Source organism: Aeromonas sp. FDAARGOS 1418 (assembly GCF_019048585.1).
Taxonomy (GTDB): domain Bacteria; phylum Pseudomonadota; class Gammaproteobacteria; order Enterobacterales; family Aeromonadaceae; genus Aeromonas; species Aeromonas caviae.
In genome coordinates this window covers 3,329,541-3,343,207 of record NZ_CP077387.1, presented here as the reverse complement: position 1 = coordinate 3,343,207, position 13,667 = coordinate 3,329,541, and the positions used below count along the sequence as shown (strand labels likewise).

The window sequence follows — 13,667 nt, the reverse complement described above, 5'->3', positions numbered from 1 at the left end:
GAGCCGTACCAACTGCGAAGGGGCAGGGGAGTCATCACTCTCCTGCCCCTTCGGTTTTTTGGTGCTTTCCGAAGCGCTGGACGAAGGCGCCTATTTGTCTGCCTTGCCCGCCGCATCCGCCAGCCGGGCCAGCTGTTTGTCATACCAGGCCACCGCGTGGCCTTCATCTTCCGCCTTCTCTTTGCGCCGGATGGCACCCCGCACCGCCATGGCCCCCAGCCAGCGGAATGGCTCTGGCGGGAAGTAGCCGCGCGGGCCGCTTACCAAGGCGCAGTCACGCCACGGTTTGTCCTCCTCCCGCACTTCATTGCGCACCAAGGCCGCCAGGATCTGGCCGCCCATCCAGCTTTGCGCCACTCCGTTGCCGGAATAGCCGAGGCCATAGACAACGTTGGGCTGCCCTCGCCAGTGGCCGAAGAAGGGGAGGCCATCCACCGAGCGATCGGAGGCGCCGCACCAGCTGGCAGCGATGGGCACCTCCTTGAGGGCCGGAAAGAAGCGGCGAAGGGTGCGGGTGAGGGGGGCAAGATAACGGCTCGGTGCATCAAACTCGGCCAGATGGCGGTTGGCAAAGGCGAAGGTGTTGCCCCCCTTGCCCAGCATCAGCCGCCCTTGCGGGGTGGAGCGGTAGTAATGCACAAAGGTGCGGCCATCCACCACGGAGCGGCCGTGCTCAAGCTGCTGGGCAGCCAGTGCATCCGGCGCGGGGTCGGTGATCACCATATCGGAGGAGACCAGCACTATGCTGCGGCTAAACTCGCGAAAGTGCTGCACCATGGCGCTGTTGAGGGCCAGCACCACCTTGCGGGCACGCACCTCGCCCTGTGGCGTTTGCACCCGCGCAGGCTGGCCCGCCTCAAGGCGCCGCATGGGGGAGTGTTCATAGACCTCGACCCCCAGTTCCCGCGCTACCCGCAGCAGGCCGCGCACCAGCAGCGCCGGTTGCATCGAACCAGCGTGGGGGCTGTAGAACCCCTCCAGATGAACGTGGGAGCCGCTCTGGCTCGCCAGTTCACCCTCTGCAATCGCCTGCCACTGGTTAAGGTCGGCCTGCTTCAGTGCCTGCAATACCGGCTCCATCAGGCCGCGCTGCGCCTCGCTGGTGGCGGTGTAGCAGGTGCCCTCGACCCTCAGCTGCGCCTCTATGTTGTGCGTTTCGCAGAAGCGGGCAATCTCGTGCACCGCCTGCTCGGATCTTTGTACCAGCCAGGCGGCCTGCTGCTCGCCAAAGAGGCGCTTTAAGGTCAAATACTTGGCCGACCAGGTGAGCAAACAGCCGCCGTTGCGCCCGGAGGCGCCGCTGCCGCAGCGATCCTTCTCCAGCACCATGATGCGCAAGTGTGGCTCGGCCTGTTTAAGGGCGATGGCACTCCACAGCCCGGTAAAGCCGCCACCGACGATGCAGACATCGGCCTCGTGGTGGCCGACCAGGGGGATGGGGGGCGCGGGCTGTTCGGCGGCGAGCGCCTCGGCCAGCCAGAAGGGGAGAGTGGACATGATGACTCCTCGATAAGGTTATGGGTGGCGCCAGCGCTGGGTGCGATCCAGCAGGGCGCGGCTCAAAAAGAGCTGGAGCAGCTTGACGGTGGCGGCGGCCAGCAGGATCAGGGTGGCCATGGCGGCGGCCGCTGCGGTATCGCCGGAATCCTCCATATTGAGTACGGCGATGGAGGCGAGCACGCTGTCGCTCGAGTAGAGGAAGATCACCGCCGAGGTGGTGGTCATGGCGTTGACGAACAGGTAAATGAAGATCTCCAGCAGTGCGGGCAGGGAGGCGGGCAGGGTGACTCGCCAGAACGCCTTCCAGAGCGGAATGCGCAATGAGATGGCCACCAGCTCCAGCTCCTTGGGCAACTGCTTGAGGCTGGTCAGCGCCGTCATATGGCCCACGGTGTAGTAGTGGATGATGCAGGAGAGCACCATCAGCGGCAGGGTGCCGTATAGGCCGCCAAAGAGCGGATTGCCGTTGAAAAAGAAGATGTAACCCAGCCCCAGCACCATGCCGGGCACCGCCAGCGACAGCATGGCGAGCAGATGCAGCAATTGGCGAAGCGGCGCGAAGTGGCGCCCCTTCTCCTGCGCCCAGGCCAGCACTATCACCAGCACGGAACCGATCAGCGCGGTATAGAGGCCCAGCTGCAAGGTATTGGTAAAGGGCTGCCAGCCGTAGACGCTGTTGCTGTCAAAGGCGTAGTGATCCAGCGTCAGAGCGAGGTTGTAGGGCCAGAACTGCACCAAGGATCCGTAAACCGCCATCCCCACCAGCGCCAGAAACAGCAGGGCCCAGAGCGTGCACCAGCCGAGCGCCAGCAGATCCCGCAGCCGATGGGGTTTGGGCTGATAGGGCACCGCCTTGGTGCTGCTCTGCTCCTGCATCTTGCTGCGCACTCTGTGCTCCAGCGCAAAGCTCATGAGCGCTGGCAGCAGCAGGGTGACGCTGGCAACGGCGCCCAGCGAGAAGTTCTGCATTCCGATCACCTGCCGGTAGATATCGGTAGCCAGCACGCTGTACTGGCCGCCAATCACCTTGGCCACCCCGAAGTCGCAGATGGTGAGGGTGAAGACGGCGATGGCGGCGCTGAGCAGGCCATAACGGGCGGTGGGCAGGGTGACTGTGACAAAGGTGCGCCAGCCGCTGCTGCCCAGCACCCGGGAGGCTTCATAGAGGCGGGCATCGCTTTGGCCGAGCGCCGTGATAAGGATCATCAGAGCGTGGGGAAAGCACCAGAAGCCCAGGCCAATGACGATGCCGATAGGGCCGTAGATGCTCTCGCCGCCGAGCAGCCCCTTGGCAACTCCCTGATTGCCAAACCAGTAGACCAGACTGATGGCGGGCAACAGGGAGGGCATCAGGAGCGGGATCAAACCGATGAGGCGAAACAGGGGCTTGCCCGGCATGCAGGTGCGGGTGAGGGCGTAGGCGTAGCCGAAGGCGATGGTCACCACCAGCGCGGTGATCAGCACTCCGAGCCAGAGGGTGTTGCCAATGGTGCGCCCCAGATGAGGGGAGTCGAAGTAGGCGCTGAAGTTGGCAAGGCCCACCCAGAGGCCATCGGCATCTTGCAGGCTCTTTTGCAGCATGGTGAGCAGCGGCAGCAAGAGGCCCCCCACCAGCAGGGCGATACCGAGCGCAAGCAGGAGCAGTTGCAGCAGCTGATCCCGGCTCCAGCCGCGACAAAGTCGCGACCAACGAGAGTCTTGCCGGGCTGTCGCGGGCGGCAACAGGGAGGAGGTCGCAAGGGGGGCAGTCATAGACACTCTCCTTCAAACAGCTGCATCGCCCCGGCGGGCCAGTGCAGCGAGCAGCGCATGCCGCTGCGCCAGCCCCCCTGTTCGTGGCGGGGCAGCTCATGGGTCGGGCGCTCCACCAGGATCTGCTGCGGGCCCAGATAGGTGTCGGCGGTGCAGATAAGGCGCTGGGCGGCGCCGAGAAACTCCACCTGATCGATGGTTGCTTCAACGCCATGATGGCCAAGATACGGTTCGCTCGGCGCACTCAGGGTGATCGCCTCGGGGCGGATCGCCACCTGCAATTTGCTGCCGGCGGCGGCCCGGTTGGTGAGTTGCAGCGGCTGCTCGTTGAGGCGCACCTGATTGGGGCCGAGCACCAGGGCATCGAGGAAGTTCATGGTGCCGACAAAGCTTGCCACGAAACGGCTGGCAGGCTGGTGGTAGATCGCCTGCGGGGTGCCCACCTGCACGATGCGGCCGCCCTCCATCACCACGATGCGATCGGCCATGGTCAGCGCCTCTTCCTGATCATGGGTCACCATGATGGTGGTAATGCCAAGGCGCTGCTGCAGGGCGCGGATCTCGCTGCGAAGGTGGGTGCGAACCAGCGCATCCAGCGCGCTGAGCGGTTCGTCCAGCAGCAACAGGCCGGGGGAGAGGGCCAGTGCCCGGGCCAGCGCCACCCGCTGCTGCTGGCCGCCGGAGATCTGGCTCGGGTATTTGTGGGATTGGGCAGTGAGATCCACCAGCCCCAGCCAGTGATCCACCCGCTCCTTGATAAGATCCCGCGCCAGCCCCTGATTCTCAAGGCCGAAGGCGATGTTCTGGGCCACCGTCAGGTTGGGGAAGAGGGCGTAGGACTGAAACACGATGCCAAAGTCCCGCTGCTGGGGCGGCAGCAGGGAGATATTGCGCCCCCCTTGCCAGATCTCGCCGCTGTCCGGCAGATCCAGCCCGGCGATGGCTCTGAGCAGGGTGGTCTTGCCACAGCCGGAGGGGCCGAGAAAGCAGATAAACTCCCCCGGCTCAATGGTCAGAGAGATCCCTTTAAGGGCCTGAAAAGCACCGAACTGCTTGTTGAGATGTTGAATGTCCAGATAGGGCTGGGTCATGGTTCGACTCGCTACTGATTTGGTATATACCAGTTTGCGAGTGAAGTGTGACGGTCAGGTGATCGGGGGATGACAGCTTGATGACAGTCAAATGACATCCGGTCGCCAGCAAGTAGTTGGGCCCTGTGTGGATGGGCGAAGCGTCGCTAATTGAAGGCAATACACACTCGGGAAGTGAAAACCAAAAAGCGAAGGCCAACAGCTGTTGGCCTTCGACTGGCAGTTTATTGGTGGCTGTGTGTGGGGCGTGAACAAACCGCCGCCCTTCACGCTTACTGCTTGGCTTCGGTCTTGCCGTCGAAGTTGGCACTCCACTGGGCCAGGATGGCGTTACGCTCGCGGGCTGCCCAGCTAAAGTCGTTGTCGATCATCTGGCCTTTGATATCAGCCGGATAGCCCGCTCTCGGTTGGGCTACATCGGGGATGGCGACCACTGCGAACGACTTGTTGTAGAGGGCGTTGGCCTGTTCGGTGGCGGCAAAGTCGAGCAGCTGTTTGGCGGCTTCCAGCTTGGGGGTGCCCTTGATGATGGCGGCGGCTTCCATATCCCAGCCCGACCCCTCTTTCGGGAACACCACCTCAATGGGGGCCCCCTTGGCCTTGAGGCTGGTGGCCGGGAAGTCGAAGGAGATACCGATCACCGTCTCGCCGCTGGCGGCCAGCTTGCAGGGAGCCGAGCCCGAGTGGGTGTAACGGTCGATGTTCTGGTGCAGGCCGTTCATAAATTGCCAGCCCTGCTGCTCGCCCATGGTCTGCAGCCAGCCAGCGACGCTCAGGTAACCGGTGCCGGAGGAGCTGGGGTTGGGCATGATCACCTTGCCTTTGTAGATGGGCTTGGTGAGGTCGGCCCAGCTGGTCGGCGCCGGGATCCCCTGTTTTTCTGCCTCAACCTTGTTGAAGCAGATGGCGCTGAAGAAGGCGTCCAGACCGATCCAGTGCGGCTCGGCCTTGCTGTCGCGAAAGCGGCTGTCGAGCTTGTCCAGCCCTTTCGGTGCATAGGCATTGAGCATCTGCTGCTGATCGAGCTGCATCAGGCTGGTCGCCGCCAGTCCCCATACCACATCCGCTTTGGGCTGGGCTTTTTCTGCCAGCAAGCGGGCGGTGACCACGCCGGTGGAGTCACGCACCCACTTGATGTTGATATCCGGATGCTGGCGCTCGAACGCGGTTTTCAGCTCGTTGAGCTGCTCCGGTTCGAAGGCGGTGTAGACGGTGAGGTCGGTCGCGGCCAGTGCCGGGGCGGTCATGGCAGCCAGTACGGCGGCGGCCAGCAGATGGGTTCCCTGTTTCATCCTCTTCTCCAGTTAAATTGGTTTGGTATAAACCAGATTGGTCGAGAGAGAGGCTAGGGGATCTTTATGACGTGACCGTGACAGCCCCGTGACGTTTTGCCGTCCCTGATTTGTCCGTGACTAATCCTGGGTATCCACCTCGATCTCCAGACTGTCGTGGCGCCAGTACTCCAGATCGAAATCGAGCACCCGGCCGTGCTGATCGAAGTTGAGTCGCTCGAGGCGCAGGGCGGGCAGACCGGCGGTGGCCCCGAGCGTCTTGGCCACTTCGTCCGGCAGGGCGGTGGGGAAGAAGCGCACCTGCATGCGGGCGTAGTGGAGATCGTAATGGGCCTGGTAGATCTCGGTCAGACTGCCGTTGAGATCCAGCTCCAGCAGGCCGGGCACCCGCTCTGGCAGGCAGTGGTTCTCGCAGTAGCAGATGGCGCGCCCGTTGGCGTAGCGCAGTCGCTTGAGCAAAAAGAGGCTGTCAAACGGCTTGAGTTGCAACTGCGCCATCAACGCGGGCGGCACCGCCTGGCGGCTTTTTTCCAGCAGCTCGGTGCGCGGCTCGCCCCCTTGCTCCCGCACTATCTGGTGAAAGTTGGAGGTGCGTCTGGGGTTGAGACTGAAACGCGGCGGGGTGACGAACCAGCCGCGGCGATCCTCCCGATAGATAAGGCCGTTCGCCTCCAACTGCACCAGCGCCTCGCGGATGGTAACCCTTGTGGTGCCATAGAGTTCCCCCAGCAGCCGCTCGGAGGGGAGCTTGTCGTTGGGGGCCAGGCCCCCCGCCAGGATCTGGTTGGCGAGGGCATCCTTGATCTGCAGGTATTGGGGTTTGCTCATGAAAATCCCTGGTTTTGCAATAAGTTGTGCAATGAGTTGGGACAGGGCTGGTCATCTGCCCGGTGGTTAAACGGCGACATCAAGATGTGTTGGTAGATGCCAGTGTTAGGTCTGTGGTTCAGGCTTTCTAGATTATCGCGATCCCGGCGCTGAAAATGAATTTTTTGTTGCACTTAGCGCCACGCCTTTGACCTTGGCGGGGCAGTTATCCACAATGCGCTCATTCTGGTATATACCAAAAAGGAGCGAAGTCATGACCCATATTCCTGCGGCCCCCGCCGCCGTCGATTACCTGCTGCTGACCCCGGGCCCCCTCTCGACCACCGCGACTGTACGCGCCGCCATGCTGCAAGACAGCTGCACCTGGGATGCGGACTACAACCAGGGTGTGGTGGAGCCCATCCGCCGCGAGCTGGTGCGCCTCGCCGCCGGCCCGGAATATCAAAACGACTACAGCGCCGTGCTGCTGCAAGGGAGCGGCAGCTATGTGGTGGAGAGCGTACTGGGCTCGGCGATAGGAGTCGATGAGTATCTGCTGATCATCAACAACGGCGCCTACGGTGCCCGCATGGGGGAGATGGCCCGCTGCCTTGGCCTGCGCCACCATGAGCTCGACTGCGGCGAGACGACCCGCCCGGAACCCGCCGCCATCGAGGCGATGCTGGCGCGCCACCCCGAGATCACCCACTTGGCCATGGTGCACTGCGAGACCACCACCGGCATGCTCAACCCGCTCGACGAGGTGGCTCAGCTCTGCCAGCGCCGCGGTATCCGCCTGATCGTCGATGCCATGAGCAGCTTTGGCGGCATCCCCATCGACATGGGGCGCCTTGGCATCGAGTATCTCATCAGCTCGGCCAACAAGTGCATTCAGGGGGTGCCAGGTTTTGGTTTCGTTATCGCTCGCCGCGTGGCGCTCACGGCCTGCGCCGGTCATGCCCGTTCGGTCTCCCTCGACCTGCATGCCCAGTGGCAGACCATGGAGCAGCAGGGAGGCAAGTGGCGCTTCACCTCGCCCACCCATACCGTGCTCGCCTTTGCCCAGGCTCTGCGCGAGCTGGATGAAGAGGGGGGCATTGCCGCCCGCCATCGGCGCTACAGCGAGAACCAGCGCACACTGGTGGCGGGGATGGCTGAGCTCGGCTTTGCGCCGCTGCTGCCAGAAAAATGGCAATCCCCCATCATCACCGCCTTCTACTCTCCGACCCACCCTGACTACCGCTTCGCCGACTTCTACCAGCGGCTCAAGGCGCAGGGCTTTGTCATCTATCCGGGCAAGGTCTCCCAAGCCGATTGCTTCCGCATCGGCAATATCGGTGATGTGACCCCAGAGCGGGTGCGGGATCTGCTCGCCGCCATGGCCAACGCCTGCTACTGGCAGGGGGCTGCGTGATGACTAGCATGGCGCCTCACGGTTGCGATCAGCACGACCATAAGCTGCACGGCAGCGGCCGGGCCGACAGCGAAGGGGATATCAACCTTGGCGAGGGTCGGGCGCGCTGGTGGGCAGGTCAGAGCGAAGAGGTACAGGCCGGATTGGCGGAGGATAGCCGCTACTTTCTCCATCAGGCGCTCTCCACCCCCTGTTTGGATCTGATTGAGCGCGCGCAGGGGAGCTGGCTGACCAGTGTATCGGGCAAACAGTATCTCGATTTCCACGGCAACAGCGTCCATCAGCTGGGCCACGGTCATCCTAACGTGGTGGCCGCGGTGCAACAGCAACTCGCCGATCTGCCGTTTGCGCCCCGCCGCTACACCCATCAGGTCGCCATCGACTGCGCCCGCACCCTGGCCGAACTGGCCCCCGGCGATCTCAACCGGGTGTTGTTCGCCCCCGGCGGCAGCGAGGTGGTGGGGATTGCCCTGAAGCTTACCCGTTTTATTACCGACAACAGCAAGGTGGTGTCCCTGTGGGATGCCTTTCACGGCGCCTCCCTCGATGCTATTTCAGTTGGTGGCGAGGCCTGTTTTCGCGCCGGTATGGGCCCGCTTATGGCCGGAGTGGAGCGCATTCCGCCTCCCACCCGCTATCGCGGTGTCTGGTATCGCGGAGAGGGGGATGATCTGCACTATGCCGATTATCTGGAGTACGTCATCGAGAAGGAGGGGGGGATCGGCGCCTTTATCGCCGAGCCGATCCGCAATACCGACGTACAGTTGCCCTCGAAGGCCTACTGGCAGCGGGTGCGGGAGATCTGCGATCGCCACAAGGTGCTGCTGATCGTCGACGAGATCCCCAATGCCCTGGGGCGCACTGGTCACTGGTTCAGCTTTGAAGAATTCGGCATCGAGCCCGACATTATCTGCCTGGGCAAGGGGTTGGGGGGCGGGGTGGTGCCATTTGCCGCGCTCATCACCCGCGATCGTTTCAATCAGGCGGCGGCCATTTCACTGGGTCACTACACCCACGAGAAGAGCCCCATCGGCTGCGCGGCGGCCCTTGCCACCATCCGTACCATCCGTGAAGAGGGGTTGCTGGCCAAGGTGCGGGAGGATGGCCGTTTTATGGCGGTAGAGCTCGCGGCGCTTGCCGAGCGCCACCCGCTCATTGGGCAGGTGCGCGGTATCGGTTTGCTCTGGGCGCTCGATCTGGTGGTCGATCACCAGAGTCGCACCCGCAACAGCCAGGCCGCCGAGCGGCTGCTCTACCGCTGTCTTGAGCTGGGGCTCAGCTTCAAGGTCTCTCAGGGCAATGTCATCCAGCTCTCGCCACCGCTCAATATCGCCCGCGCCGATCTGGTGCGTGCCATCACCATTCTCGATCACGCCCTTGGCGAGATCGCACTTTCACCGAAACAGGAACACCACCATGACTGACTTGCAGATTGTTGTAGACCCGACCACCGACGTAGAGGCGCTGATCCTAGACTGGGCCGGTACCGTCGTCGATTTCGGCTCCTTCGCCCCCACCTCCATCTTCGTCGAGGCCTTCGCCCGCGCCTATGACTTTGCTGTGACCCTGGATGAGGCGCGCCAGCCCATGGGGCTGGGCAAGTGGGATCATATCGCGGCGCTCGGCCGTCTGCCCTCGGTGGATGCGCGCTGGCAGGCCCGCTTTGGCCACCCCATGAGCCACGCCGAGGTGGACCACATTTATCACACCTTTATGCCACTGCAGATTGCCGCGGTGACCCGCTTTGCCGCCCCCATCCCCGGTATGCTACCGGTGCTGGAGGCACTGCGGGGCCAGGGGCTGCGCATCGGCTCCTGTTCCGGTTACCCCCGTCCGGTGATGGAGGCGCTGGTACCTGCGGCGGCCGATCACGGCTATCGCCCGGATCACTGGGTCGCCACCGACGATCTCAAGGCTGGCGGTCGCCCCGGACCCTGGATGGCGCTGGCCAACGTGATTGAGCTGGGAGTGAGCGCGGTGCATCGTTGCATCAAGGTAGATGACGCCGTGCCGGGTATCAGCGAAGGGTTGAACGCGGGCATGTGGACGGTGGGATTGTCGGTCTCCGGCAACGAGTTTGGCGCCACCTGGGACGAGTTTGCCGCCATGAGCGAAGCGGAGATCGCTGCCCGGCGCGTACCGGCCGAGGCCAAACTGCGGGCGGCGGGGGCGCACTACGTCATCGACACCCTGGCGGATATCGCCCCGGTCATCGCCGATATCAACCGCCGTCTGACTGCGGGTGAGCGGCCCTGAACAAGGCGGGATGAGAGGAGGGGAGAGCCGGCCTTGCCGGCAGGTTCAGGCCGATGCTCCCTGACTATCAGGCATAAAAAAACCGGCACCTGGGTGCCGGTTTTTGTTCTCCGAGACTCTATTACAGAGAAGCGGTGAAGGTACGGGTGATGACGTCTTGCTGTTGCTCCTTGGTCAAGGAGTTGAAGCGAACGGCATAACCGGATACGCGGATGGTCAACTGCGGATATTTCTCCGGGTTTTCCATGGCGTCCAGCAGCATTTCACGGTTCATCACGTTGACGTTCAGGTGCTGACCACCTTCCAGGTTGGCTTCGTGGTGGAAGTAACCATCCATCAGGCCGGCCAGGTTGGCTTTCTGGGCTTCCATGTCTTTGCCCAGGGCATTCGGCACGATGGAGAAGGTATAGGAGATACCATCTTTGGCGTAGGCGAACGGCAGCTTGGCAACGGAAGTCAGGGAAGCAACGGCACCCTTCTGATCACGACCGTGCATCGGGTTGGCACCCGGGCCGAACGGCGCACCGGCGCGACGACCATCCGGGGTATTACCGGTCTTCTTACCGTACACCACGTTGGAGGTGATGGTCAGCACGGACTGGGTAGCCACGGCACCGCGGTAGGTGTTGAGCTTCTGAATCTTCTTCATGAAGCGCTCGACCAGGTCGCAGGCGATGTCATCGACGCGAGCGTCGTTGTTGCCGAACTGCGGGTACTCGCCTTCGATTTCGAAGTCGATGGAGACGCCATCGGCATCACGTACCGGCTTGACCTTGGCGTACTTGATGGCAGACAGGGAGTCAGCGGCTACGGACAGACCGGCGATACCACATGCCATGGTGCGATAGACGTCACGGTCGTGCAGCGCCATCAGGGAGGCTTCGTAGCTGTACTTGTCGTGCATGTAGTGGATGATGTTCAGCGCGGCCACGTACTGCTTGGCCAGCCAGTCCATGAAGTGATCCAGTCTGTCCATCACGTCGTTGTAATCGAGGTACTCGGAGGTGACCATTTCGGTCTTCGGACCGACCTGGATCTTGAGCTTCTCGTCCATACCGCCGTTGATTGCATACAGCATGGTCTTGGCCAGGTTGGCACGGGCACCGAAGAACTGCATCTGTTTGCCGACGATCATCGGGGACACACAGCAAGCGATGGCGTAGTCATCGTTGTTGAAGTCCGGACGCATCAGGTCGTCGTTCTCGTACTGAACGGAAGAGGTCTCGATGGATACCTTGGCGCAGTACTTCTTGAAACCGACCGGCAGCTTCTCGGACCACAGGATGGTCAGGTTCGGCTCAGGGGACGGGCCCATGGTGTACAGGGTGTTCAGCATACGGAAGCTGTTCTTGGTGACCAGGGTACGACCGTCAACGCCCATACCGGCCAGGGTCTCGGTCGCCCACATCGGGTCGCCGGAGAACAGTGAATCGTATTCCGGGGTACGCAGGAAGCGAACCATACGCAGCTTCATGACCATGTGGTCCATCAGCTCCTGGGCTTCTTGCTCAGTGATCAGGCCTTTCTGTAGGTCACGCTCGATGTAGATGTCCAGGAAGCTGGAGGTACGACCGAAGGACATGGCCGCGCCGTTCTGGGACTTGACCGCCGCCAGGTAGGCGAAGTAGGTCCACTGTACGGCTTCTTTGGCGGTCTTGGCCGGTACGGAGATGTCGCAGCCATATTTGGCAGCCATCACCTTCATCTGGGCCAGGGCACGGTGCTGCTCGGAGATCTCTTCGCGCAGACGGATGGTGGCTTCCAGGTTGACACCGTTTTCCAGGTCAGCCTGCAGGGACTTGAACTGAACCAGTTTGTCGGCCATCAGGAAGTCGATACCGTACAGGGCAACACGACGGTAGTCACCGATGATACGGCCACGGCCGTAGGCATCCGGCAGACCGGTGATAACGCCGGACTTGCGGCAGTTCAGGATGTCTTTGGTGTAGACGTCGAACACGCCCTGGTTGTGAGTCTTGCGGTACTCGGTGAAGATCTTCTCGACCATGGGGTCAAGCTGGCGACCGTACACTTCGCAAGAGGTCTTGACCATCTTGATACCGCCGTTGGCGATGATGGCGCGCTTGAGCGGCTTGTCGGTCTGCAGACCAACGATTTGCTCCAGGCTCTGGTCGATATAGCCGGCATCGTGAGCGGTAATGGTGGAGGGCAGGTCGGTATCAAAATCGACCGGCGCGTGAGTGCGGTTCTCGATCTTGATGCCTTCCATGACCTTGTCCCACAGCTTGGTGGTGGCTTCGGTCGCGCCAGCCAGGAAGGACTCGTCACCTTCATACGGGGTGTAGTTCTTCTGGATGAAGTCACGGGTGTTGACAGAGGTCTGCCATTCACCGGCTGCGAAGCCTTCCCATGCTTTTTGGAACTGTTCGTTAAGTTCTGCCATTTTCATTACCTCTCAAGGTATTTATGTGTCTGCCGCCATCCTTAATGATGGCGACGGAAGATAAACCAGTAAGTCAGCCCAACCATAACGCCACCACCAATGATATTACCGATGGTGACAGGGATGAGGTTGTGCAGGACGAAGTTGGACACGGTCAGGTCGGCAAAGGTCGCCGGATCCTGGCCGATGGCCTGCCAGAATTCCGGGCTCGCGACGCTGTGGATGGCGATACCGACCGGGATCATAAACATGTTTGCGATGCTGTGCTCAAAACCGGAGGCCACGAACATGGCGACGGGGAGCAGCATCACCATCACCTTGTCGGTGGCGCTGCGGGCGCCGAAGGCCATCCACACGGCGAGACACACCATGAGGTTGCAGAGGATGCCAAGGGCCACGGCCTCGAAGAAGGTGTGATGGATCTTGTGCTGGGCCACTTTCATGGCGTTCAGTCCCCACTGGCCATCCGCTGCCATGTATTGTGCCGACATGATGATGAGGCCGACGATGATGAGACCGCCGATGAGGTTGCCGAAGTAGACCAGTCCCCAGTTCTTGAGCAACTGGGCCCAGCTGATGCGATTCGCCGCCTTGGCTACCAGGGTGAGGGTAGTGGAGGTGAACAGTTCGGCGCCGAGCAGGACGCAGAGGATGAGACCGAGGGAGAAGCAGATGCCGCCCACCAGCTTGGACATGCCCCAGGCCATGCCGCTTGAGCCCGTGGTGACGGTGATATAGAAGACGAAGGCGATGGCGATGAAGGCGCCAGCGGTGATGGCCAGGGGAATGACCTTGTATGCGGGCTTGGTGGCCTTGGCATAGGTAATGTCTTCGGCCAGGGCGGCGATGGCTTCGGGCTTCAGACAATCAAAGGGAGATTCTGCTTTCAATTCTCAGTACCTGCATATTTTGCCTGTGGAAATCATAACAAAGGGGCTGATCCCCAAAATTGACTCCGATCAAGAATTACAGATTGTGAATGTAATTTTACTACAGGATTTTTCACCATCCGGAAGCGTTTCTTTACACCAGGTTTCAGGTGAAACAGAAATGAGTCTGTTATTAATTTTATGATTTTTAAGAACTTATAAAGGACACCCTTTAAAAAGTACCGGCCAGGCACCTTTGCGGCCGCACTGCACCATGAGTGC

At 61.7% G+C, this 13,667-nt stretch carries 10 protein-coding genes; 3 read left to right on the top strand and 7 right to left on the bottom strand.

The features are described 5' to 3' along the window. Positions 1-90: 90 nt before the first annotated feature. The 5 genes from I6L48_RS15560 to phnR form a co-directional block, all read right to left on the bottom strand. Positions 91-1,497, bottom strand: a complete 1,407-nt coding sequence (locus I6L48_RS15560) for an FAD-dependent oxidoreductase (protein ID WP_113070387.1) — start codon at positions 1,495-1,497, stop codon at positions 91-93. Positions 1,498-1,515: 18 nt separating this feature from the next. After that, the gene (locus I6L48_RS15555) at positions 1,516-3,252 is read right to left on the bottom strand and encodes a putative 2-aminoethylphosphonate ABC transporter permease subunit (protein ID WP_216987427.1); all 1,737 of its coding nucleotides are present in this window, start codon (positions 3,250-3,252) and stop codon (positions 1,516-1,518) included. Beyond that, positions 3,249-4,343 (bottom strand): putative 2-aminoethylphosphonate ABC transporter ATP-binding protein, encoded by a 1,095-nt coding sequence (locus I6L48_RS15550; protein WP_113070386.1) that lies wholly within the window; start codon positions 4,341-4,343, stop codon positions 3,249-3,251. The genes I6L48_RS15555 and I6L48_RS15550 overlap by 4 nt, the downstream gene beginning before the upstream one ends. Before the next feature lie 272 nt (positions 4,344-4,615). Beyond that, positions 4,616-5,635, bottom strand: a complete 1,020-nt coding sequence (locus tag I6L48_RS15545; RefSeq protein WP_216987426.1) for a putative 2-aminoethylphosphonate ABC transporter substrate-binding protein — start codon at positions 5,633-5,635, stop codon at positions 4,616-4,618. A gap of 120 nt (positions 5,636-5,755) precedes the next feature. After that, positions 5,756-6,463, bottom strand: coding sequence for a phosphonate utilization transcriptional regulator PhnR (gene phnR, locus I6L48_RS15540; protein WP_216987425.1), 708 nt, complete (start codon positions 6,461-6,463; stop codon positions 5,756-5,758). A gap of 253 nt (positions 6,464-6,716) precedes the next feature. Between phnR and phnW the strand changes: the two genes are divergently transcribed. The 3 genes from phnW to phnX are packed head-to-tail and all read left to right on the top strand — an operon-like array spanning position 6,717 to position 10,112. Next, on the top strand, positions 6,717-7,856 hold the full coding sequence (gene phnW / locus I6L48_RS15535) for a 2-aminoethylphosphonate--pyruvate transaminase (RefSeq protein ID WP_216987424.1): 1,140 nt from the start codon (positions 6,717-6,719) through the stop codon (positions 7,854-7,856). Next, complete coding sequence (locus tag I6L48_RS15530) at positions 7,856-9,280, top strand: aspartate aminotransferase family protein (RefSeq protein ID WP_216987423.1); 1,425 nt, start codon at positions 7,856-7,858, stop codon at positions 9,278-9,280. Before phnW ends, I6L48_RS15530 begins: the two co-directional genes overlap by 1 nt. Continuing rightward, positions 9,273-10,112 (top strand): phosphonoacetaldehyde hydrolase, encoded by an 840-nt coding sequence (gene phnX, locus I6L48_RS15525; RefSeq protein WP_113070381.1) that lies wholly within the window; start codon positions 9,273-9,275, stop codon positions 10,110-10,112. Before I6L48_RS15530 ends, phnX begins: the two co-directional genes overlap by 8 nt. A 121-nt stretch (positions 10,113-10,233) precedes the next feature. Here phnX and pflB read toward each other — a convergent pair whose 3' ends face one another. Both pflB and focA read right to left on the bottom strand, forming a co-directional pair. Next, on the bottom strand, positions 10,234-12,516 hold the full coding sequence (pflB, locus tag I6L48_RS15520) for a formate C-acetyltransferase (RefSeq protein ID WP_302055164.1): 2,283 nt from the start codon (positions 12,514-12,516) through the stop codon (positions 10,234-10,236). Between the two features lie 41 nt (positions 12,517-12,557). Then, entirely contained in the window at positions 12,558-13,406 is an 849-nt protein-coding gene (gene focA / locus I6L48_RS15515; RefSeq protein WP_113070380.1) for a formate transporter FocA, read from the bottom strand. Positions 13,407-13,667 lie beyond the last annotated feature (261 nt).